We start from the raw sequence: 22957 nt of genomic DNA on the forward strand, positions 1-22957 counted from the left end.
AATTGCATCATTTCGGGTAAGTTGGCTAATAACTTCACATTTCCGCGTGATGGTGATCCGTCCCTGTCCGGGACGCCATCCACGCACGTTCGCCCCCAATTCGCCGTGAAAACCTTCCCTCTTGTTCTCGCCGCCTCCCTGTTCCTCGTCCGCGCCGTGGCCGAAACGCCCAGCGCCACACTACCCGACGGCTACACCCTCGACGTCGCCGCCGCCGCGCCGATGGTGCGGCATCCCATTATGGGCTGCATCGACGATAAAGGACGTCTCTACGTCGGCGATGCCGCCGGCCTGAATCTCAAGAAAAGCGAGTTGGAGGAGCAACTGCCCAACCGCATCCTGCAACTCACCGACACGAAGGGCGACGGCCATTACGACAAGGTCTCCGTCTTCGCCGACAAGATGACTTTCCCGCAGGGCGGTTGCTGGCTCAACGGCTCGCTCTACGTCGCGTCGCCGCCGGGCATCTGGAAGCTCACCGACACCGATGGCGACGGCGTGGCGGATCAGCGCGAGATGATCGTGGGCGGCTTCGACTACACGGGTAACGCCGCGGACGTGCACGGCCCGGTTTACAATCCGCGGAACGGGCGCCTGTACTGGTGCCATGGCCGCAAGGGGCACAAGGTGGTGCAAAAGGATGGCACGCTCGTGCACGAGGGCCTGGCGTCGGGTATCTGGTCGTGCAACCCCGACGGCACGGACATCCAATGGCACGCGCTGGCCAGCGCTGACAATCCGGTGCGGATCGTCTTCACGCCCGAGGGCGAGATCATCGGCGACGTGAATCTCTTCTACAGCCAGCCGCGTGGCGACGTGCTCATCCACTGGCTCTACGGCGGCGTTTATCCGCGGCCCGATATGCTGCAGGCCATCGCGGGCTTGCCGCGCACGGTCGATCTGCCGGTCATTCACAACTTCGGCCACGTCGCCGTTTCGGGCATGTGCCTGTTGCAATCGGGTGCGCTGAATCCCAAGTGGAAGGGGCAAATCTTCATCACCCATTTCAACACCCAACGCGTGGCCCGCATGGAATTGATTCCCGATGGCGCGACCTATCGCACGCGCGAGCACGAGTTCTTCAAGCTCAACCAACCGGACGCGCATCTTACCGATGTGATCGAGGATCGCGACGGCTCGCTGCTCGTACTCGACACGGGGGGATGGTTCCGCATCGGCTGCCCGTCGAGCCTCACGGCGAAGCCGGAAATCATGGGCGCGATCTATCGCATCAAGGGGCCGAACGCTGGGAAGCCGCAGCTCGCGCCGACGCCCATCGCCAAGTCCACGCCGCGCAGTGAAGACGAGTTGCTCGTGGCTCTGGTCGGCACTGCGCCGAAGGCGCGACTCGCGGCGTGCGACGAGATCTCCTGGCGCCGGTTGCACAGTCCGAGAATCGAGAAGGCGCTGCTCACCATGCTCGCGCAACCGCTCGAGCCGGCGCTGGAACATGGCGCGATGTTCGCCGCGTTGCGCACCGGGCTTCCGATCCTGCCGAACTTGCGCGAAGCGCAGAACCCGCTCCTCGTCCGGCGGCTCCTGCTGCTCAGCGATCAGGGGGCGAAAGGCACGACCGACGCGAAGGAGATCGTCGCTCTGGCCAGCCGCTATTTCTCGTCAACGGATCAGGATCTCGCCGCGGCGGCGATCAAGGTCGCGGCGCGCCAGCCCGACAGCGTGGCCTTGCTGCACGATGACTTCGAGCATTGGCTGCAAGGCAAGGAACCGGACGCTGCGCACCTGCACGTGCTCGAAGCGGTCGTCGGTCCGCAACTCGCCAGTCCCGCCGCGCAGGACACGCTCACGAAGATGCTTGGCCACGCCTCGCTCGCCGTGCGGCAGGTCGCCTGGCAGGCCATCGCCCAGCAGACGGGCACGGCCAGCAATCCCGCGTGGATTCCCTTGCTGAAAGCGCAGTTGTCCTCCGCCGCGCCGGGTGATTTGCCGACGGTGCTCGCGGCGGTGAAGAAGCTGCGCAACCCCCAATTCCGGGATGCCTTGGAGACGCTCGCCAAGGACGAGAAGCAATCGCTCACCACCCGCTTGCGCGCGCTCGACGCCATGGTCGGCAGCCAGAAGCTGGCGCCCGAATCGTTCGCCCTCCTGCTCAAGACGTTGCAGGATTCCATGGTGCCGGCGAGCGCTCAGATTCAGGCGTCCACGATGCTCGGTGCGGCGGTGCTGACGCGCGACGAGCAATTGGAACTCGCGCCGCAATTCACCGCGCTCGGTCCTATCGAGTTGCGCGAAGCGATCCACGCGATCAACAAGACCAAGGATGTCGAGGTCGGCAAAGCCTTCGCGCATGCGCTGGTCAATTCGCCCGTGCTCGCCTCGGTCCAGGAGAGCACCTTCCGCACGCTCTTCCAAGGCTACCCGCCGGAGATCTTCGAGCAGACGCTTCTGCCCGCGTTGCACAGAGCCGACGAGGCCGTCGAAGCCAAGCGCCGCCGGCTCGTCCCGCTATCGGAGAAGGTCATTGCCCAAGGTAAACCGGAGAACGGCCGCAAGCTTTTCGAGACGGGTCATGGAAGCTGCATCGCCTGTCACCAGATCGGGAATGTAGGTCGCTCGATCGGGCCGAACCTCTCGCACATCGGTTCCATTCGGCGTGAGATCGATATCCTCGAATCCATCATCTTTCCGAGCGCGACGATTGCCCGCGATTACGAAGCGCACTCCATCGAGTGCGCGGGTGGTGAGACCTTCGTCGGCATCATCAAGAGCCACACCGCGGAAGGCGTTCTGCTCGTCGACCTCGGTGGGCAGGAACACAACATCCGGCACGATCAGATCACCGCCGACACGCAGTTGCCCACGAGCCTCATGCCCGTGGGACTGGATCAGACGTTGTCGGAGTCGGAATTGGTCGACCTCGTGGCCTTTATTCGCAGTAACAAGTAGCAACCTACGCGATCTCCAGTCCCTTCATCGTGCCCGTGCTCGAGGCGAATTTGTTGGCTTCGATGCCGAGGCGTTGGAGCATGGAGACAAAGAGGTTGGGCAACGGATAGTTACGCTCGCGATCGAAGAGCAGGTGCTGGCCGTGCTTGAAACCGCCGCCGGCGAAGAGCACGGGGAGGTTCGTCGTCACGTGGGTGTTGGCGTTGCCGAGGTTGCTGCCGTAGAGGATCATCGTGCGATCGAGCAGACGGTCCGCCCCTTCGTGGGCGGTCTTGAGTTCGCCGAAGAGTGTGCCGAGCAGCTTCATGTGCTCGCGATCGATCATCTCGAGCTGCGCCAGCTTGGTCGGCGATTTCCCGTGATGCGAGAGGTTGTGATACCCGTCCGTCGTGTTCTGTCCTTCGACCTCGATGGCCGGTGAGTTCACGCTATCGAGCATGAGCGTGACCAGACGTGTGGAATCGTTCTCGAACGCCAGCCGCGCCATGTCGTACATCAGCCGGACCTTGTCCATGTATTCGCGCGGGCTCTCGGGATCCTTCGGGATGGCGGCGTTCACCACCGGCTTCGGCTTGCGTTCCCAGGCGCGCGCATCGCCGAGACGCTTCTCGAGATCGCGCACGCCGGTGAAATACTGGTCGAGCCGTTCGCGATCGCGCGGGCCCACATCGCGCTGCAGACTCTTCGCCTGACCGGCCACGGCGTCCATGATGCTCTGCCCGAGAGCCAGCTTGCGCTCCTGTGCCGCGACCTGTTGCGGCGTGCCGTTGAGAAAGAGTCGCTTGAAAACTTCCGACGGCTTTTCCTCGCAGGGAATGAGCGCGCCGGTGCCGGTCCACGAAAGGCTGCGCTGGCCCTGCTGCACATTCACGCCGAGCGTGAGGGAGGGAACACGGGTGAGATTGCCGATGCGCTCCGCGGCGTATTGATCGAGCGAGATGGTATTGCGGAAGCCGCCGCTGCCCGGATGCGGCGCGGCGGTGAGGAAGCAGTTGTCCGCCGGATGCCCGCCATCCACATCGGGATGCGACACGCCGCTGAAAACCGTGAACTCATTGCGGTGCTCGCTCAGTTCCTGGAGATAGGGCGAGAGGGCGTAATCGCGCCCGGCCTGCTCGGGGAAAAACTTCTCCGGCACGAGGCCGAGGTTATTGCAAACGGCGAGCATGCGGCGTGGGGGCAGCACTTTGGCCTCGCGGGCAAAGGCGGGCATCATCGCCTCGAGAAAAGGCAGGGCGAGGACCACGCCGGTGCCGCGCAGAAACTGACGCCGGGAACAAACACGCTTGGTGGAGATATAGGAACTCGGGTTCATTTGTTTTGGAAGAGGTCGCTTTGCACGATGGCCATCACGAGCGATTGCACACCGTAGTCTTTGGCTTTGGTTTGATCGAGGATCTGCTCCACCTGTGGGCGGTCGCCGAAACGCACCGGCGCTCCCGTGGCGTAAACCACAAGTTGCCTGGCGAGATTGCGCGCGATCAGCCGCTCATCGGCGAGGAGCAGCTTCTTGAGTCCGCGAATGTCGGCGAAGGCGCGGCCATCCGGCAGGTTGCCGCTGGCGTCGACGGCCGGGCCTTGGTGATAAGCGAAAGCCTGGCCATTCTTGCCGAAGCCCTTCACGTGCTCGCCATCGCCCATGGCGCGGTAGTGATCGCGCCAGCCGCCGAAGACGTCGAAATTCTCCAGCGCGAAACCGGCGGGATCGATCTTCGCATGACAGGTGGCGCACGACTGGAGGCTGCGATGCTTCTCGAGTTGCTCGCGGATGGTCGTGGCGCCGCGCGTGTCCGGATCGATGGATGGCACTTTCGGAGGCGGCGGTGGCGGTGGGCAACCGAGGATGCGTTCCATGACCCACGCGCCGCGCACCACGGGCGAGGTCGTCGTGCCATTGGCCGTGACCTTGAGCACGCTGGCCTGGGTGAGGAGACCGCCGCGCACGCTATCCGCGGGCAGGGCCACGCGGCGCAGGTTCACGCCATCGACATTCGGAATGTCGTAGTGTTTGGCGAGACGCTCATTGAGCATCGCGAAATCCGACGAGACGATATTGCGCGCGGGCAGATCGTTGCGGAGCAATTCATTGAAAAAGAGCTGTGTTTCCGAAGTAGCGGATTCGACGAGCAAGTCGTCGAGATAGTAATCCGGATAAAGACTCGCGTCGGGAGCGGTCGCGTTGGCCTTGCGCAGGTCGAGCCAGTAGTCGAGGAAGGCATCGACGAAGCGGCGCGACTTCGGGTCGGCGATCATGCGGGCGGTCTGCGCGTGCAGCACGTCGGGCTTGTGCAGTTCGTTGTTCAGCGCCAGAGCACGCAATTGCGCGTCGGGCTCGGAGTTCCACAGGAAATAGGCGAGACGCGAGGCGAGCGCGCGGTCGTCGAGTTTGCCGGGCTTTTCCTCGAGGCAGATGAAAGAGGGCGAGCAGAGCACGCCGGAGTAACCGGCAATCATGGCATCGGCAAAACTGCTGCCGGACTTGAGCGCGCCATTGACGATCCCGAGAAAGCGCTGCACGTCCTCCTCGGTTGCCGGTTCGCGATAAGCCTGCTGGAGAAAGGCGCGCATCAATCGGTCGGCGTCCTTGGCCGGGTTGTTCGAGACGACCTCCACGCTGCCATTCTTGCCGGGCTTCAAGGGCAGGTTGCCAAAGAGCAGCTTATGGCCGGCACTGGGCCACTGATCGTAAATCGGTCCCTCCACTTCCATCCAGCGGAAGGCCACGGCGGGTTGGCCGTCTTCCTGCGCGAGCGGGTTGTGGTAATTCGGCGGACGCGAACGAAACAACCGCGCGGCATCCGGTCGGATGCTTTCGCCGGAGAGCAGCCAGGTATCGATCTCGCGCACGGTGGGATCGGGATTGACGTCGAAACTGCCGAGCAGGCGGAGCAGCCGGGGCGGCGTTTCCGAGTAAATGGTGATCGGCTCCGGGCGCCGGCCGGCGGAAACCTTGTCGAGATCCGGGCGCCACCATTTGGGCGCGGGGCCGGGGCCGACCCAGACGGAGTAGGCGCTGAAGCGCAGTTTGTAATAGCCCGCGGCCGGCGCCTTGAATTTATCGAAGCGCAGCTCGATCGGCTCGTAACTGCTCGCCACCACGCCCATCGCTTCCTCGTCCTTCTTTGCGGGGTCGCTGATCGGCGCCTTGCCGGCGCGCACGTCGGGTTGCGCCTGGTTGCCGATGAGCGGGAAAGTTGCACGCTCGGGGCTTTTGTTGAACACGCTGAACTTCATCTTCGCGGCGAAGACGCGTTGGTCGCGCGCATAGTAGCGCACCGTGGTCGTCGGTGGCCGCGAGACTTGCGAAGCCATGACCTGGCGCAGCGCGTAATCCGCGGCGGAGAGATAGCGCGACATCTGGACATGCGAGATGTCGAGCGCTTCGCCGACTTTGTTAAAGCGATAGGCCTCGCCATCCTCGGGCAGCATTTCCTTGATTTGCAACCACGGGGCATGCAGCAGATCGCGCAGAGTGTTTTCGTATTCGTAGCGATTCAGCCGGCGCTGCGTGGCGCGGCCTTCCTTGGCAGCGCGCGTCTCGTCCGCGGCGATCATTGGTGTGCCGAGGGTCTTGAGAAAAGCGTCACGTTCAGCCGGATCAGGCTGGGCTTTTTTCTTCGGCGGCATCTCACCGTCGCGCACCCGATCGTGCACCTTCACCCACTCCGCGAAGACCTTCGGATCGTCGAGATAGAAGGGAAGGGCCGTGAGGTCGAGGTTGCCCTTCTTCGTCTCCGAGTCGTGGCAGTCGTAGCAGCGATTCTCCATAAAATCCTGGCCCGGTCGGGCCGGCTGAACCGCCGCCCAAACGGTGGTGGCGGAGAGCAGGAGGAGAGAGGCTGGGAGATGCTTCATGTGACTGAGAGACAATGCGATGGGGGAGGGTTTCTTAGTTCCGGTATTCTTGCGTTAATCCGCTTCTTTCTTCTTCGGCGCGCCCTTGGCTTTCATCTCCGGCGTTGCGTCTTTCAATGCGAGGGCGCGATATTCGCCCGTTTCCTTTTCCCACTCGGCGACCAATTCCTTGAGCTTCTCGGGTTGCGAACTGGCGAGGTCGTTTTGTTCACCGCGATCCTTGCTGAGATCATACAGTTCCCACGGACTCTTCTCGCCCGAGGCGACGATCTTCCAATCGCCCATGCGCAACGCGCGGTTGCCTTCGTGTTGCCACCAGATGGATTGGCGCGGGATGGTCACATCCTTGGCGAGCGCGGGAACGAGACTCTTGCCGGGGCGCGGCGGCACGGGTTGGCCTTCCCACGTGTCGAAGGGTTTTCCGCCGGCGAGTTCCATCAAGGTCGGCACGACATCCACCAGATGACTGGGCGTGTGCCGCAGTTCGCCGTGGGTGGCGATGCCTTTCGACCAATGGACGATGAACGGCGTGGCGATGCCGCCTTCGTGTGTCCAGGTCTTGTGACGGCGGAAGGGCGTATTTGCGAGGCTGGAGAAGCCGGGGCCGAGGCAGAGAAAGGTCTTCGCTGAACCCATCGGCGCACTCGGGTCGTGGCCGTCGCCGCGCACCATCATCTCCGCGCTGGCACCATTATCGGAGAGGAAGAGGATGATGGTGTTTTCGTACTGGCCCATGGTCTTGATCTGCGCGAGCACGCGGCCGATTTCCTGGTCCATGCGGTCGACCATGGCGGCGTGGATGGCCATCTTCGTCGCCTGGAAATCTTTCTGCACATCGGTGAGCGTGTCCCACGGCACGGGGCGATCGACTTCACCGGGCCCGAGCAGGGCGACATCCTTCGGGAAGGCATACGGCGGGCCGAGGCTGCGCTCGATGGGCGAGAGTGCGCAATCGACGATGCCCATGTCTTTCAGACGCTGCCAGCGTTCGACGCGCATTTCGTCCCAGCCCTTGCGGAAGCGGTCGCGGTATTTGGCGATGTCTTGTGCCGGAGCTTGCAACGGGAAGTGCGGCACGGTGAAGGCGAGATATTCGAAGAAGGGCTGATCCGAATATTTCTCGGCGTGTTCCTTGAGGCACTTGATGGCGTGATCGGCGTAGGCGGTGCTGGTGTAGTAACCGCTGTCGGGCTTGACCGGCGGCAGCTTTTGGTCGTCCTCGAAGATGAGCGTGGGATTGAAGTTCCGGTTGTGGTCCTCGATGTCGTAGGAATGGTCGAAGCCGTTCTGCAGCGGTTTGCCGTCCACGTGCCATTTGCCGGAGTGATAGGTGCGATAGCCCTGCGTCTTGAGCATCTCGGGCAGGAGCTTCGCCCAGCCGGGACGAATGCCGCGGCCGCCGCTGAGCACGCCGGGCACGGTGTCGCGCCGGATCTCCTGTGCATAATAGCCGGTGAGGAGCGCGCCGCGCGAAGGCCAGCAGCGTGCGGTGTTGTAGAATTGGGTGAAGCGCAGGCCGTCTTTCGCGAGGGCGTCGAGATTCGGCGTCTGCACTTCGCCGCCGTAGCAGCCGGCATCGGAGAAGCCCATGTCATCGGCGAGGATGATGAGGATGTTGGGCTTCGCGGAGGCGGCGTGGGAGAAGGCGGCCGCGGCGAAGAGGAGACAGGCGACAGCGAAGGACCGGAAGAGCTTCGAAGGGGAGAACATAGGCTTGGGGTAAAACTGGCAGGAATCCGCGCGGTTGCGCAATTTTCGCGAACCGCATGGGAAACAAGGAAATCGCGGAGGCTTTATTAGGGCAACTCGGTTCTCGATGGCAGGGCTCACTTAAACGCGGATGGCGCGGAGAACGCGGAGGATCGTCGAGGAGGGTGTTTTAAAACGCAGAGACGCAGCGCGGCAGAGCCGCCACCAAAAGGGGAGCCACGAACCTTCGAAAAGACAGGGAAGGGAAAGTGACCCGCGAATCACCCGAATGACGCGAATGATCTGCCCCTATTCGTGTCATTCGCGTGATTCGCGGGCCAAAATTTCTACGCGTCGTGCGGACATTTTCATGGTTAGCACTGCAGAGACGCGGAGGGGGGCTGACGGCCGAAATGACGAATGACGAATGACGAATGATCCCGTCGCGCAAGAACCAGTGACGAACGTCGGAAATGTCGCCTATTCTCTGCTCCTTCTCTGCGTCTTTGCGTTTCAAAAAATTACTGCCCCGCTGTCCGACCGAGCTCTCGCGCGAGCTTGAGCAGTTCGGCGGAATCTTCCAGGCCGTCGAGGAAACGCTGCGGGATGCCGGCGAGGCCGACTTGGGCGCCGACCAGGGCGCCGGTGAGCATGGCGCGGGCTTGATTCTGGCCGCCGCCGTTGATGGCGTGCAGGACGGCGGATTCGAAGTCGTCGCGGAAACGCGTGGCGAGATAGTAGGCGGCCGGGAGCTGATGATAGACCGCGCAGGGCATGCCATAGACGATGGAGACTTTCCACGCGGGCTCGATCTGGACGTCGGGATCGCCCGCGGCCTCGGCGATGTAGGACGGCGTGAGCAGGGCGTCGGGTGAGGAGAAGTGTCCGGCGCGGGCGGGTTCGGCGTCAGATTTGGGTGGCTGCAAATGGCCGGAGGTGACGGCGTGAAAGGGGAGCGCGCGGGATTTCACGAGGTCCATGAGTTTGTCGGAAAGCTGTTCGTCGAGACGTTCGCCGGCGACGAGCTGGCCGAGCACGCAGCAGTAGGCAGTGCTCATGGCGACGATCGCTTCGTCGCTCTGTGTGAGAAGGCAATTGGCACTGACGGTTTCGGCGAGTCGCTTCGGATCGAGCGCGTAGCGGGCGCCGAGGACGAGGGCACGTTCGATGGCTTCGGTGGTGTCGGCTTGTCCGCCGGTCTCGCGCCAGGAGGCGCCTTCCTTCACCCGCTTTTTCCACGCCTCGCGAATGGACTGGCTGGTGTAGCCGCCGGGGCCATTCTTCGGTGTGCCGTCGAGTTGCGGGAAGAGGTCTTCATCGAGACGGCGGCAGAAATCCGCTTCATCGTAGCCGCCCTGCTCGACGACCGAGTGCAGGAGCATGACGAGAATGATGCCGGCTTGCGAAAGCGCGCCGGCTTTCAGTCCGTCGTGATAGCGCCCGGGCTTGGGCGTGGTGTAATCGGTGATCCACGACCCGTGGTCGCGACGCAGTTCGGCGAGGTCGTAATACCAATGCGGGCCGACACCGAGGGCTTCGCCAATGAGTGCGCCCATGACGGCACCGGCGGCACGATCGGAGAGAGTGGAGGAAGACATGGGAGTGAAAAGTAAAAGTGAAGGTGGAAAGTGGGACGCCGCGCGTGGGTGAGCGCGATTCGCGGGCTGGATCGCTTTTCGAGGAGATGGCAGATGTGCGGAAGTTTAAAAATTGGAAAACGACGGGATTATTCGTCATTGAGGTTCATCTTCTTCCTCTGCAGCGCTAACCTGAAAAGTGTACGCAGCTTGCGGAAATTTTTTTGACCACGGATTTCACAGATTTCACGGATTAGAGGTCGCCGCGGATTCTTTAATCCGTGAAATCCGAGTAATCCGTGGTTGATCTCCTCCTCAGTCGAAAACCGTTTGGTTGCGGCTCGCTGCGCTGGGGCCCTCTGCGTTTAAATGGGTGGGTCCTTGGTTGCGGCTCGGCAGCGCTGCGTTCTCCGCGTTAAAATCGGGCTCCGATCTCCCATACGTTTTCCTCAGCATCCTGGCGTTTCAATCCTCCTTGAATTGCGGCTGGCAGCGCGTAGCCAGTGGCTGATTGAATCGGCGTCTATGCCTACGTTGATTGAGAAGCCGACGCAGATCGAAGCGGCGGGGAACAAGCCGAAGATCATCCAGGAATTCATCGGACGCGTGAATTCGGATACGTCACAGGTGAGCGTGGCGCGGATGCGCAGTCCCTCGGGTTGGGTCGAGCCGGGGCAGACGCCGGAGTTCGATGAATACACTGTGGTGCTTGCGGGTTCGCTGCGCGTGGAGTCGCACGCCGGCACTTGATGTCGGTGCGGGGCAGGCGGTGATCACTCATGCTGGTGAGTGGGTGCGCTATAGCACACCGCATCCGGATGGCGCGGAATACATCGCCGTGTGCCTGCCGGCGTTTTCGCCGGACAGCGTGCATCGCGACGCGTGAATGCCGGAGGGATGCGCTCCTGCGCGTGCCTCCGGATTGACTTCGCGGGGGCGAAGTCATTAGCTCCCTCCGAATGAACACCGCTCTCCGCTCGGTTCGCATGCGCATGGCGATCGGTTTCGTCTGCGCGATCTTCACTCTTGCTATGCCCGCATCGGCGGCGTGGATTGCGTTGCGCGATTTCAATGGCTGGTGGACCGATGATTTGCAAAACGGCGCCTCGGTGAAGGCGAAGGAAGTCGCCGATCAGAAGATGAAATTGAACGACGTCGCTTTTGCGCCGTCGGGCGATTGGGTGGTGCTCTTCGGCGGCAATGGTTACTGGACGAGCGATGTCAACCTGCACGCTTGCAAGAAGCTCACCGAATTGCAGTCCGGCGCGCACACTTTCAAGTGCGTGGCGTTTGCGCCGAATGGCGGCTGGGTGGTGTTCTACGACCTCAACGGCTACGCCTATGAAAGCATCCCGGCGGAGGCGGTAAAGGCGATCGAGCAGGTAGCGAACTCCGGCGGCGCGCTGAAGTGGTTTGCCTTTGCTCCCGGCGGCGGCTGGTGTCTTTTCCACGGGAGGAATAGCTATGTGACGCGCGACATACCGGGGGATTGTTTCAAGAAAATCCAGGAGGTCTCCGGGCACGGTAGCGAATTGGAAACGGTCTCCTTCTCGGGTGGTACGGGCTGGGTCTTTTTCTTCGACAAGGGTGGATTTTACGCGGGGAATATTCCGGACGATGCATTCCAGCGGTTGGTCGAGCAGCAGAAGACGGGCACGCCGCGGGCGATTGCCTTTGCGATGGGAGCGCGGTTTGATCCGAAGGCGACTTATGTGCTCGAGGAGAAGCCGGCGCGTCATATTCACGCGACCCTGAGCACGGATATCGCGCTGCCCAATGGGCAGGTCGACGAATGGTATCTCTACGCGCCGGAGTTTCCCAATCTACCGAGCCAGCGGGAGATGAAGACGACTTTCGAACCGGCGGGGCAGATCGTGCGCGACGAAAGTGCGCTGAAGCGTCCGCTCTTTCTCACGCGGCTCACCGATCACCGCAAGGAAGTGCGCACGGTGCTGACCATCGATGGCACGTTGTATTCGCGGCAGCTGCGGGTGCTCGGGGCCGGTCAGACGGTGCCGGTGGTGAAGGAGCTTTTGCCCGAGCAGGCGCAGTATTTCACCCGCGTGTCGCCCACCAGCGATATCGAGACCGCGGCCTTTCGGAACTGGGTGCAACGCAATGGCCTGACGCGCGCGGCGAGCGAGAGCGAGTTGGTTTTTGCGCATCGCGTGTTCGCCTTCATCGTGCATCACAATACCTACCAGTGGCCGACGGAGAATCATACCGCGACCCAAGTCTGCACCACGGGGAAGAGCGATTGCGGCGGGCTGTCCGCGCTTTTCACCGGCGTGATGCGGGCGAATGGCATTCCGACGCGGTTGCTCGGCGGGCGCTGGGCGTCATCGCAGAAGCCGGGGAACAAGACCGGCGATTACGGGAACTGGCATGTGAAGGCGGAGTTCTTCGCCCATGGTGTCGGCTGGGTGCCGGTGGATGGCGCGAGCGCGCTCAGCGATCCGGATGGCGAGAACACTTTCTTCGGGCACGACCACGGCGATCACGTGGCCTTCGTCATGGACGAAGATATGGTGGTGAATTCGTTCGTCAGCGGCCCGCAGAAGGTGCCGCTGATCCAGGGGGTTCTCTACTGGTGGCGTGGTCGCGGGAATGGCGACAACAGCCGGTTCGAGGATCTGTGGACGGTGCAGCAGGAAAAGCAATAGGCCGCTGTCTACACCAGCTGCGCGTCCATGGTGATGTGCGCGTTGAGCAGCTTGGAGATCGGGCAGCCGCCCTTGGCCTTGGTCGCGGCTTCGTGGAAAGCTTCCGCGCTCGCACCCGGCACCGAGGCGCGCACGTCGAGATGGCTGGAGGTGACGGCGAAGCTGCCATCCTTCTGCTCGAGGGTGACGGTCGCGGTGGTCTCGATCTTCTCCGGCGTAAATCCGGCCTGGCCGAGGATATTCGACAGCGCCATGGAAAAACAGCCAGCGTGCGCGGCGCCGATGAGTTCCTCGGGGTTCGTGCCCGGCTCGCCTTCGAAGCGCGTGCGGAACGAGTAGGCTTTATCGACGAGCGCACCGGAACCGGTGGACATGGTGCCGCTGCCTTCCTTGAGGCTGCCTTTCCAAACTGCGGAGGATTTGTATTTCATGGGTGTGTGGGTGAGGGTGAAGAGCAGTCGCTTTCTCCATTCGCAGGGTGTCAGTTCTGCGGACGCAGTTATTTTACTTTCTGGATGATGTGCTTTCGGCGTTGCGCGGCAGCCGAACCCGGGCATGAATCGGGAGTATGACACGGCGATTCCTTCTCGTCCTTGTGCTGCTGGGGATGTGCGCCACTGGCTGCCGCGCGGCGGATTTGCCGCGAGTCGTGGTCGCTGAAGACAAGCGTGGATTTATCCTGGAGGGGACGCAGCAGGCCTTTCACCCATGGGGGATGAACTATGGCAACGACGGACGGCTGATGGAGGATTTCTGGGACACGGATTGGCAGACGCTGGCCAACGATTTTCAAAAGCTGCGTGAGATGGGCGCAAATGTGGTGCGGGTGCATTTGCAGTTCGGCAAATACATGCGCTCGCCGACGGAGGCGGATCGACATGGGCTGGCGCAATTCGCGCGGCTGCTGCGATTGGCCGAGGCCACGGGTCTGCGGCTCGATGTCACGGGGCTTGCCTGTTATCGACCGGCGGACACGCCCGGGTGGTACGATGCGCTGGATGAACCGGCGCGCTGGGCGGCTCAGGCGCGCTTTTGGAAAGCGATTGCCGAGGTGGGCGCGACGAGCACCGCGGTCTTTTGCTACGACTTGATCAACGAGCCGCTTTCACCGGGAGGGAAGCGCGAGCCGGGGCAATGGCGCTCGGGCAGTTCCTTGGGTGGATATGATTTCCTGCAATGCATTGCGCTCGATCCCGCGGGGCGAAAGCGCGAGGACATCCCGGTGGCGTGGATCCGGCAGATGAGCGCTGCGATTCGCCCGGCGGATGCCCATGCGTTGATCACCGTGGGTTCGCTGCCGTGGTCGCGGCAGTGGCATTTTCTCTCCGGATTCCTGCCGGAGAAGATCGCGCCGGAACTCGATTTTCTCTGCGTGCACATTTATCCCGATGCGAAGCTTCCCGACGAAGCGATGGAATGTTTGCAGCATTTCGCCGTGGGGAAACCGGTGGTGATCGAGGAGACGTTTCCGTTGAGCTGCGGTGTGCCGCAACTGGAGAAATTCCTGCGCGACTCGCGGGAGCTCGCCTGCGGCTGGATCGGGCATTACGATGGGCAATCGTTGACGGAAATCGATGCCTTGGAGAAGGCGGGAAAAATGACCGCGAAGGAAGCCGCGTATCGCGAGTGGCTGCGGCTCTTCGTGAAACTCACCCCGGGGTTTTCCGCCGGGAACTAAACGCGACCGGCCTGTTCTCGTTCATGGCCCGCATTGGCAGCCGACGCCGTCGTTTCGTTGCCGGCTTCCAACAACTGACGAAGGTCGAGCGGATGGCTGAACATGGCGAGGCTGCCTTGCCCGTCGCGCGGCCACTCTTCGCGTGGGCGGTCCCAGTAGAGTTCCACGCCGTTGTCATCGGGGTCGCGCAGATAGATTGCCTCGCTCACGCCGTGGTCGGCGGCGCCTTCGAGTGGGATGCCGGCCCGCATCACGCGCCGCAGGGCGTCGGCGAGTTGGGCGCGGGTGGGATAGAGAATCGCGGTGTGATAGAGGCCGGTCGTGCCGGGCGGTGGGGGCGCACCGCCGGCACTTTCCCAAGTATTCAAGCCGATGTGATGATGATAACCGCCCGCCGAGAGAAATGCCGCCTGTCGCCCCATGCGCTGGGCAACCTCGAAGCCGAGCACGCCGTGGTAAAAGGCGAGCGAGCGTTCGAGATCGGCCACTTTCAAATGCACATGGCCGATGTGCACACGGGGATCGATGACGGGCGGATTCATGGAGTGACCGAGAGCGTGTCCTCAGGCCTTCCACACGCCGGCAAAAGATTGCCGGTGATAGGCGAAGACTACCAGGAACAGGATGGCAACCACGATGGCCAGCGGCAGTCCGGAGGGTTCAAGGAAGGCGTGGAAGCAGAGAATGTTCACGATGACCGGACCGAGCAAGGTGAGTCCGATTGGAACGAAACGGCCGATGAGCAGGAGCGCTCCTCCCACCACCTGAAATGCGGCTACGACGTAAATATAGCCGCTGGTGAAGAGAGCTCCCATGAACGCGCCAGCCTGGGCCTTGCGGTGGCGGCATTTTCAGGAAGTGCAGGTAGAGATTGAGGCCGAACACCAGAAAGATGAGCCCCAATAAGGTGCGACAGATGATTGCGGCGATTTTCATAACTTGTCCTTCGTTTGATGAGGTTGGTTAGCGTGTAAGCTTCGCCGCGATGGTGGCGACGTGTTTACCCTGGAAGCGGGCCATGGCGAGTTCCTTGGCGCTCGGCTGGCGGGAGCCATCGGGGCCGGCGATGGTGGCCGCGCCCCACGGCGAGCCGCCCTTGACTTCGCTGATGTCGGCGAGTTCTGGACAGGCGTAGGGCAGGCCCACATAGAGCATGCCGTGGTGCATGAGGGTGGTGACGAAGCTGATGATCGTGCTCTCATTTCCACCGCCCGTGCCGGTGCTGGTGAAGACGCTGCCGACTTTGCCGACGAGCGCGCCGCTCATCCAGAGCTGGCCGGTTTGGTCGAGGAAGTTGCGCATCTGCGCGGTCATGTTGCCGAAGCGCGTGGGGCTGCCGAAGATGATGGCGTCGTACTCGCCAAGTTCCTTGGGCGAGGCGACCGGGGCACTCTGATCGAGCTTGGCGCCGTATTGTTTGGCGACTTCTGGTGGCATGGTCTCGGGGACACGCTTGAGGGTCACTTCCACGCCGTCGACGCCGCGTGCGCCTTCCGCGATCGAGTTGGCGAGAGTTTCGACGTGGCCGTACATGGAGTAATAGAGAACGAGGAGCTTGGTCATGGTGTATTGGATGTTGGGTGGTGGGATGGGTTTGGGTTGAAGAAGAAATCGCCCGCACCACCGGGAGCGGCGGTGCGGGCGGGTGAGGATTTAGTTCAGGTCGAAGAGCAGGACCTGCGAGGCTTTTTGGCCGCGCAAATCGAGCTGGCTCTCATCAGCCACGGCTACGGCGTCGCCGCCGCTCAAGGTCTGGCCATTTAGCGTGACTTCACCTTCGGCCACATGCAGCCAGGCATGGCGTCCCGGCGCGAGCGTGTGGGTCAGGCTTTGATTCGCGTCGAGCTTGCCGAGATAGAGATCGGCATCCTGGTGGATGGCGATCGAGCCGTCGCGGCCCGTCTTGCTGGTGATGAGGTGCAGCTTGCCGGTCTGGGCGTCCTTCATCGACTTCTCCGCATAGTGCGGGGTCACGCCATTCGCATCGGGCTGGATCCAGATCTGCAGCAGGTGGACGGCTTCCGTGCCGGACGGGTTCTGCTCGCTGTGGAGCACGCCGGTGCCGGCGCTCATATATTGGAATTCGCCGGGCGTGATGACGCGTCCGTTCCCCATGGAATCCTGGTGCGCCAGTTGGCCGCTGAGGATGTAGGTGATGATTTCCATGTCGCGATGCGGGTGCATGCCGAAGCCGGCGCGCGGCAACACGAGGTCGTCGTTGATGACGCGCAGACTGCGGAAACCCATCCACTTTGGGTCATGGTAATCCGCGAAACTGAAAGTGTGGTAGGTATCGAGCCAGCCATGTTCGGCATGGCCGCGCTCATTGGCTTTGCGGGTGATAATCATGGTGGGAGAATACGTCCGGGAAATGTTCTGCGGAAATACCATGTTCCTTGCCTTACGATGCCGAAAAGGCATGCTCGGCGCATTCATGGAACTTCGACATCTTCGCTATTTCGTGGCTGTGGCCGAGGAGGAGAACGTGACCCGCGCGGCGGCGAAGCTGCGCGTGGCGCAACCGGCGGTGAGCCGGCAAATTCGCGACCTGGAGGATGAGCTCGACCTGCCGCTGCTCGAGCGCACGGCGAAATCCGTGCGGCTCACGGATGCGGGCCGGGTGTTTCTGGAGGAAGCGCGCGCGGTGTTGCAACGCGTGGACGATGCGGTGAAAGCGGTGCGCGCGGTGGCGGGAGGAACGCGTGGCGAATTGCACGTGGGCTACGCGCCTTCGCTCACCGTGCAGATTCTGCCGCGGGCCTTGCGGCGGTTTCAGACGGTGCTACCGGGTGTGCGCGTGTCGTTGCACGACCTCTCCACCGAGGAAATGCTGGCCGGGTTGCGGGAGGGACGCTTGCACCTGGCTCTCATGGTCGCGCCCAGCGGGGGGCAATTGCGCGGGCTGCGCTTTCACGAACTGGAACGGTATCCCATGTGCGTGGCCGTGGCGCCGGGGCATCGCTTTGCCCGGCAGCGTGGCTTGACGCTGGAGAAGATCGCGGGCGAGCCGTTCATCGGCTACAGCCGTGCGGGTTATCCGGAGTATCACGCCGCACTGGCGAAGATCTTCGCGCCGACGAGACGCGTGCCGGAGATTGCCGAGGAGCACGAGAGCGTCACCAGTCTCATTGCGGCGGTGGAAGTCGGTCGCGGAGTGGCGCTGGTGCCGGATGCCATGGCCTGCATGGCCGGGCCGCGGCTGAAGATCGTGCCGATCAAGCCGCCGATAGAGCCGGTGATCGTAGGAGCGGTCTGCTGCCGGGCCGGCGTATCGATGCCCGCGCAGAGGTTCATCGAGGCGGCGGGAGAAAAATGACGGGGTGGTTGCGTTTGTTGCTTGGAGGCCACGCCGTGTTTTTGCTAAGACCCCGCGGAGAAAGAGTTCCCCATGAATCGTGTCCAACAGTGTCTTTTGATGATCCTCCCCATTGGGTTGTTCGCGGCTTGCGTCGCGACTTCCGACGTGACCCCGCTCCTGCCGAGCGATGATTGCGGGCCGCGACCCGACAATTACAGGGCCATCGCCGCTGCCTGGCTGAACGCGCATTGCCGATATTCTCCTCCGAATCCGATCAAGCCGGAGGAACTCTCGATGACGGCGCCCGTGCGGGTGGCGACGGTGGACGAGATGCATGGCCGCAATGTCGGCTGGCGAGTGATCCTCGGGCCGGAGAACAAGGTCGTCTGCAATTTCGCGGATGCGAAATACACGCGGATGATCATCAATCGCGGGCGAGTAATTTCGGTGACCTCGGATAATCGGTTGGCGGCGCTGCTGCCAACGCCTCCGTCGAAGGTGAAGGCGAAGCGGTAGGTCTTCATGGAGGTACGCGCTCCTGCGCGATCCCCAATCTCCTGCCGTCTGAAGAAAGATGGGGAGCACGCCGGAGCGTGTCCTTCCCTGCAGGCGCCCCTTCGGGGCGCGATCGAATGCGCTCAGTGCTGACAGCCGGGGCACACAGGTTATATTGAACCGTGTTCAAACGTCTTTTTGTCGGGCTGGAGCTGCCCGAGGGCAGCCGCCACCTTTTTCGCAAGCTCGATCCGCAGATTAAGGGGCTGCGCTGGTTGCCGCCGGAGCAGTTGCATCTCACGATGAGCTTCATCGGGGATGTGGATGCGGAGCATGAGGAGCAACTGCGGGGAAACCTGGCACAGGTGCGGGTGTCGCCGTTCTTTTTGCCGATCACCGGTGTGGGGGCGTTTGGCGGTGAACGGCCGTCCGTGGTGTGGGCGGGAGTGGGGAAGGGGCATCCGCATTTGTTTGCGCTGCATCAGCACATCCAGGATGCGGTGTTGCATGCGGGACTGGACCCGGATTTGAAGCCGTTTCATCCGCACATCACGCTCGGTCGGGCGCGCGGTGTTTCGCGCGCGGCGCTGAAACCCTTTTTGCGCGATTACCAGGAATCGGAATTCGACCTGTGGAAGGTGACGAGCTTCACGCTGTTCTCCAGCCGGCTCACGGCGGAAGGATCGATCTACACCGTCGAGTTGAGACAGGAACTGCAGTAAACCTTAAACCTTAATCCTTAATCCTTAATCTTTGATCGTTAATCCTTAACCCCGATCGAAATGAGGATTAAGGATTAAGGATTAAGAAATACGATTAAGGAACTGCACCGCTACTTCTGCGCGACCTTGTTCGGCGTGTAAGGCGTGAAGTGCTCGACGTAACCGATCATCATTTCGTTGCTCGTCTGTTCGCCCCAGCGGACCGTCTTGTTCGGGTCGGGATTCGCCGGATTATTGGCGCTGTTGTCGTAGACGGCGGTAATGCGCACCTTGCTGCCGGCCGGGATGAATTTTGGCTGCGCGTATTGATACTGGATCTGCCAGTTGAAATCGTAGTGCGGGACGTCGAGCAGGGTTTCGGTTTTCCCGTCGGGCGTGGTGACCTCGTATGTGAAGGATTTGCCGCGCACGTGCATGTGCGGCATGAAGCTCATGAACATCATGTTCGTCGGGATGACGGTATCTTTGGTCTCCACGTGGTTGGCGTCCCCGGGCGGAATGTTGATGCCGGGCTTGGCGATCCCCACGACGTGGACTTCGTACTGCGGCGGCTGCGCGGCGAAGAGCAGGCCGATCTTGAGCTGATCCTGTGTGGCGTGGCCGTTGGGCGTGTAGTGAATCTGGAAGCTGATGCGCGAGCCGGCGGGCAGGAGCTTGGCGAAACCCTCCGGCAGCAGACGGTAGCTATTGCCGGGCACATAGGCGGCAAAGAAGCCGTCGCGGCCGTCACCGGCCTCCTTCAGCCCCGCGCCTTTCGAATGCACGCGGACGATGACATGATGCACGACGGCACGATCGGTGGGCTGGATCTCGTAGCCGCGCACCCAGCGGTCTTCGGTGAGGTTCGTTTCCACGACAGCGGTTTGATACGGCATCGTGCCCTCGGCCTTGATCTGGATGGGCTGGGGGATTTGATACACCACGTCGGGTTGGCCGATCATCCAGCCTTTCGAGAAATGATGCGGCACCGGCGCATCGGCGGGGTTGCCTTTGGGACGATCAGAGTTCAGCCAGGCGAGCAGGTCGGTCTTGTCGATATCGGAGAGCGAGCGGTCGTTCAGCCATTCGTGTTCCTGTCCGGGTTCCTTGACGGCGAACCATGGCGGCATGGCGCCGCGATTGATCTGCTTCTTCATCATGCCCGCGTGCTCGATGACATCGGCATAGTTATCCAGCGGAAAGGGAGCGATGCCATCCGCGCGATGGCAGCCTACGCAATTCGCCTGCAGGATGCGGCTGACGTCGTGGTTATAGGTGAGCGTGGTGTGCGCGGGCTGCGGGGTGTTGGGAAGGTCGAGGGCGCAGCCGGGGGCGCTCGTGGCGGCAATCGGCGGAGCGGCATCGCGCAGTACGGCATCGAGGGCATCGCGCAGATAGTTTTTCCCCGGCGCATTTTTGGAATAGCCGAGTCCGTACTGGTCGTTGATCGCACCGCGATAGACGAGGGTGCGCGCGGCATCGAGGACGAAGACTTCGGTGGAAGTCGTGGCGCCGATGGAGCGCTCGAAAACCTGCGCCGGGTCGTTGAGCGCGGGTGATGTCAGGCCGAATCCGGTGAGGAATTTTCGCACCTCCGCGACTTTGCTTTCGGGGGCGATGTTCACGAGGAAGAAGCTGACGTTCTTCGCCGCGTATTCTTTTTCGATGCGGGCCAGCTCGGGTCCGAGCTTGTTGCTGATTGGGCAACTGGAGCTGAACAGCGCGACGACCGTGGCCCTGGCACTCTTCGGTGCCGCGAGTTTCACGTTGCTGCCGTCGAGGTTCTTCAAGGTGAGGTCGTCGACTCGACGGCCCACGCCGCGTTCACCGGTCTTGAGCAATTGCGGTTGCTCCTTGAATGGCGCCATGTCGGCCTCGGCGAAAGTGGTGGTCTGGGGCAGGCCGCGATCGGAGCCGCGATGGGCAATCGACTCGGCAACCACCTTGAGGGCTTCCTCCAATGTGACCACGCCATCGTGGTTCAGATCGAGTTTGTCGAACCAGGCCTTGTCGGGCAATTCGTCGGGCGTGAGCTTGCCGTCGCCGTTTTTGTCGAGCCGCTTGAAGAGTAATTCGGTGGCGATGCGACCGTTGCCGACGCCGCCCTCGCGCAGTTTTTCCTTTGGTCCCTGACCCGCTTGTTTGAGTTTGGTCAGGGCTTCGCGCGCCTCCTCGAGCGTGACCTTGCCATCGCCGTTGAGGTCGAGTTGGCGCAGGATCGGGGAGGCATTGAGTTCATCGCCGCTGAGGACGCCGTCGTGGTTGGTGTCGTACTGCTTGAACTTGTCCTCGATTTCATCCGCCGCAGCCGCGTGCAGCAGGAAGGCGGCGACACTGAAAGCGGCGAGGCTGGAAAGGGGAATACGGAAGCGCATGGACAAAAGGAGAGTGGGAGTTCGGTTTATAGAACGCTGCGGCGCGGATTAAGTTACAAAGTAGACGAATCGATTGCGCGCTCTGGAGGGTTTCAGGCGCGGGAGGTGCTTCATGGATGGCCGTGAAACAGACTATCCGAACCGCCCTTTGGGGCTTCTTCTGGGGATACCTTGTCGCGTTTTTGCTTTGCATGGGCCTGCTCGAGATCGGATTCGGGTGTCCCTGGCTCGGCTGGGATGGGCTGCTCGACATGGTCCGCTACGTGTTCATTAGCCAGGCACAATACTTCTTCCTCTTTGTCGGGGCGCTGGTGGCGATATTTCGCGCTCAATATGCCAATATGGATGAAGAGGCGAGGAATCAGCAGTTCCTCGACGATTGTGAGGAAACCATGGAATCGTGGTGGGAGAATCGGCCGAAGTAAACGCAGCGGGTGCAGTGATTCCGCCGGTTGGTCGATCCTACCGCAGCGATTCGACGAAGCGCTCGTATTTGGATCGGCTGGGATTGTCCTTGGACAGGGAGCGGCGGGCGCCGGCGAGCAGTTCGTAGCCGAGGCGGCGGGCCTCCGGGAGCCGGCGCTGGTCTTTGCGCAGGACGGCGTATTCGTAGAGCACGCTCAAGGTCGTGGGATGGGTCGCGCCGGGCGACTCGCGCAAGCCGGCGAGCGCGCGTTCGTAGAGCGCGACGGCGCCTTCGGTGTCGCCCTTGTCGCGGAGGATGTCGGCGAGTGTCGAAGCGCTGTTGCAAGTGGCGGGGTGTTGAGCACCGAGGGTGCGCTCGCTGGCGGCGAGACAATTGCGGGCGACGGTCTCGGCTTCGGGCAATTTGTTCGCCTTGCGCAACGCACCAGCCAGGTTGTCCATGGTGTTGAGCGTGTCGGGATGATCGGGACCGAGCGCCTTTTGCCGGCCCGCGAGACAGCGGCGATAGTCGGCTTCGGCTTCGCTGTAGTTTCCGCTTTCGAAGTAGTAGGTCGCGAGATTGCCGAGCGCGAGCAGGGTCTCGGGATGTTCCGCGCCTTGCACGCGCACGCGCGTGTCATAGCAGCGTTGATAGACGGGACCGGCGGCGATGTAGTTGCCTTTGCGGAGGAGGAGATTGGCGAGGTTGCCTTCGCCGGCGAGCGTGGTCGGGTCGTCGGGGCCGAACTTCACCTGCAGCTGGTCGACGAGTTGCCGGTAGAGCGGTTCGGCGCGGGTATAATCGCCCATGTCCGAGAGGAGATTGGCGAGGTTGTTGAGCATCGAGAGCGTGTCCGGATGGCCCTCGCCGGAGACGCGCTGCATCGTCGTCCACCCGCGGCGATAGAGCGGTTCCGCGCCGGCGAAGTCGCCCTTGGCGCGCAGCACGAGGGCGAGATTGTTGAGGCTGCCGAGCGTGTGCGGGTGGTCCGGCCCGAGGGTCTTCTCGCGCAATTCCAGACAGCGGCGATGGAGCTTCTCTGCCTCGTCGAGTTGGCCGCGGTCGTGCAGTAGATTGGCGAGGTTGTTTAGCGCCGCGAGCGTGTCGATGTGCTCGGGGCCGAGGGCGCGTTCGCGGACGGCGAGGCACTGGCGCAGCAGCGGTTCCGCGCCGGCAAAGTCGCCTTTTTCCTGCAGCTGGAGCGCGGTCTTTTCCATCGCGACATCGTCCTGCGGCGCCGGTGTCGCAGCGGCGCGCAGAACGGCGGGTTTGGCTGGCGCGCGATGATCATGACGCACCGCCCAGACGAGGCCGAC

18 protein-coding genes and 1 pseudogene are annotated in these 22957 nt (G+C 62.3%); 8 read left to right on the plus strand and 11 right to left on the minus strand.

Translation table 11 applies throughout. The annotated features are described in order from the left end of the window. The first annotated feature begins 105 nt into the window (after positions 1–105). Positions 106–2904 carry a DUF7133 domain-containing protein gene (locus CFE428DRAFT_RS21010; protein ID WP_042725451.1) on the plus strand — a complete coding sequence of 933 codons (2799 nt, stop codon included), beginning with the start codon at positions 106–108 and terminating at the stop codon, positions 2902–2904. Positions 2905–2908: 4 nt separating this feature from the next. Here CFE428DRAFT_RS21010 and CFE428DRAFT_RS21015 read toward each other — a convergent pair whose 3' ends face one another. The 4 genes from CFE428DRAFT_RS21015 to CFE428DRAFT_RS21030 all read right to left on the minus strand — a co-directional run bounded on the left by CFE428DRAFT_RS21015 (position 2909) and on the right by CFE428DRAFT_RS21030 (position 10046). Continuing rightward, a complete protein-coding gene (locus tag CFE428DRAFT_RS21015; RefSeq protein WP_006981662.1) occupies positions 2909–4219 on the minus strand; it encodes a DUF1552 domain-containing protein in 1311 nt (436 codons plus the stop codon). Then, positions 4216–6759: a DUF1592 domain-containing protein gene (locus tag CFE428DRAFT_RS21020; protein ID WP_006981663.1), complete on the minus strand. Its 2544-nt coding sequence runs from the start codon at positions 6757–6759 to the stop codon at positions 4216–4218. Before CFE428DRAFT_RS21020 ends, CFE428DRAFT_RS21015 begins: the two co-directional genes overlap by 4 nt. Before the next feature lie 54 nt (positions 6760–6813). Next, entirely contained in the window at positions 6814–8469 is a 1656-nt protein-coding gene (locus tag CFE428DRAFT_RS21025; protein WP_006981664.1) for an arylsulfatase, read from the minus strand. A 500-nt stretch (positions 8470–8969) separates the two neighbouring features. After that, a complete protein-coding gene (locus CFE428DRAFT_RS21030; RefSeq protein WP_006981665.1) occupies positions 8970–10046 on the minus strand; it encodes an ADP-ribosylglycohydrolase family protein in 1077 nt (358 codons plus the stop codon). A gap of 504 nt (positions 10047–10550) precedes the next feature. Between CFE428DRAFT_RS21030 and CFE428DRAFT_RS41250 the strand changes: the two are divergent. Next, positions 10551–10911, plus strand: a pseudogene (locus tag CFE428DRAFT_RS41250) (cupin domain-containing protein). A 73-nt stretch (positions 10912–10984) separates the two neighbouring features. Further along, entirely contained in the window at positions 10985–12688 is a 1704-nt protein-coding gene (locus CFE428DRAFT_RS34130; RefSeq protein WP_006981668.1) for a transglutaminase-like domain-containing protein, read from the plus strand. Between the two features lie 8 nt (positions 12689–12696). Here the strand turns inward: CFE428DRAFT_RS34130 and CFE428DRAFT_RS21045 are convergent, their stop codons facing one another. Next, entirely contained in the window at positions 12697–13119 is a 423-nt protein-coding gene (locus CFE428DRAFT_RS21045; RefSeq protein WP_006981669.1) for an OsmC family protein, read from the minus strand. A gap of 137 nt (positions 13120–13256) precedes the next feature. Between CFE428DRAFT_RS21045 and CFE428DRAFT_RS21050 the strand changes: the two genes are divergently transcribed. Then, positions 13257–14366: a cellulase family glycosylhydrolase gene (locus tag CFE428DRAFT_RS21050; RefSeq protein WP_006981670.1), complete on the plus strand. Its 1110-nt coding sequence runs from the start codon at positions 13257–13259 to the stop codon at positions 14364–14366. On the opposite strand, the gene CFE428DRAFT_RS21055 is transcribed toward CFE428DRAFT_RS21050, so the two are convergent. The 4 genes from CFE428DRAFT_RS21055 to CFE428DRAFT_RS21070 all read right to left on the minus strand — a co-directional run bounded on the left by CFE428DRAFT_RS21055 (position 14363) and on the right by CFE428DRAFT_RS21070 (position 16715). Then, positions 14363–14908 carry a VOC family protein gene (locus CFE428DRAFT_RS21055; RefSeq protein WP_006981671.1) on the minus strand — a complete coding sequence of 182 codons (546 nt, stop codon included), beginning with the start codon at positions 14906–14908 and terminating at the stop codon, positions 14363–14365. The two genes, CFE428DRAFT_RS21050 and CFE428DRAFT_RS21055, sit on opposite strands and share 4 nt — an antisense overlap. A gap of 21 nt (positions 14909–14929) precedes the next feature. Continuing rightward, entirely contained in the window at positions 14930–15181 is a 252-nt protein-coding gene (locus CFE428DRAFT_RS21060) for a hypothetical protein (protein WP_006981672.1), read from the minus strand. A gap of 148 nt (positions 15182–15329) precedes the next feature. Further along, complete coding sequence (gene wrbA / locus CFE428DRAFT_RS21065; RefSeq protein ID WP_006981673.1) at positions 15330–15929, minus strand: NAD(P)H:quinone oxidoreductase; 600 nt, start codon at positions 15927–15929, stop codon at positions 15330–15332. Between the two features lie 90 nt (positions 15930–16019). Next, positions 16020–16715, minus strand: a complete 696-nt coding sequence (locus CFE428DRAFT_RS21070) for a pirin family protein (RefSeq protein ID WP_042725485.1) — start codon at positions 16713–16715, stop codon at positions 16020–16022. Between the two features lie 85 nt (positions 16716–16800). Here CFE428DRAFT_RS21070 and CFE428DRAFT_RS21075 point away from each other — a divergent pair, with 85 nt between their 5' ends. From CFE428DRAFT_RS21075 to thpR, 3 genes are all read left to right on the plus strand, one after another. Then, positions 16801–17682, plus strand: coding sequence for a LysR family transcriptional regulator (locus tag CFE428DRAFT_RS21075; protein ID WP_237705538.1), 882 nt, complete (start codon positions 16801–16803; stop codon positions 17680–17682). Positions 17683–17754: 72 nt separating this feature from the next. Next, positions 17755–18180, plus strand: a complete 426-nt coding sequence (locus tag CFE428DRAFT_RS21080) for a hypothetical protein (RefSeq protein ID WP_131989485.1) — start codon at positions 17755–17757, stop codon at positions 18178–18180. 161 nt (positions 18181–18341) lie between these two features. Then, positions 18342–18881: an RNA 2',3'-cyclic phosphodiesterase gene (thpR, locus tag CFE428DRAFT_RS21085; RefSeq protein WP_006981677.1), complete on the plus strand. Its 540-nt coding sequence runs from the start codon at positions 18342–18344 to the stop codon at positions 18879–18881. A gap of 110 nt (positions 18882–18991) precedes the next feature. Here the strand turns inward: thpR and CFE428DRAFT_RS21090 are convergent, their stop codons facing one another. Next, entirely contained in the window at positions 18992–21235 is a 2244-nt protein-coding gene (locus CFE428DRAFT_RS21090; protein WP_006981678.1) for a redoxin family protein, read from the minus strand. 122 nt (positions 21236–21357) lie between these two features. On the opposite strand from CFE428DRAFT_RS21090, the gene CFE428DRAFT_RS21095 reads away from it, so the two are divergent. Beyond that, complete coding sequence (locus CFE428DRAFT_RS21095; protein ID WP_131989484.1) at positions 21358–21660, plus strand: hypothetical protein; 303 nt, start codon at positions 21358–21360, stop codon at positions 21658–21660. Positions 21661–21697: 37 nt separating this feature from the next. Here CFE428DRAFT_RS21095 and CFE428DRAFT_RS21100 read toward each other — a convergent pair whose 3' ends face one another. After that, positions 21698–22939, minus strand: coding sequence for a tetratricopeptide repeat protein (locus tag CFE428DRAFT_RS21100; RefSeq protein ID WP_049975706.1), 1242 nt, complete (start codon positions 22937–22939; stop codon positions 21698–21700). Between the last annotated feature and the right edge of the window lie 18 nt (positions 22940–22957).

The sequence above is a fragment of the Chthoniobacter flavus Ellin428 genome, assembly GCF_000173075.1.
GTDB classification, from domain to species: Bacteria; Verrucomicrobiota; Verrucomicrobiia; order Chthoniobacterales; family Chthoniobacteraceae; genus Chthoniobacter; species Chthoniobacter flavus.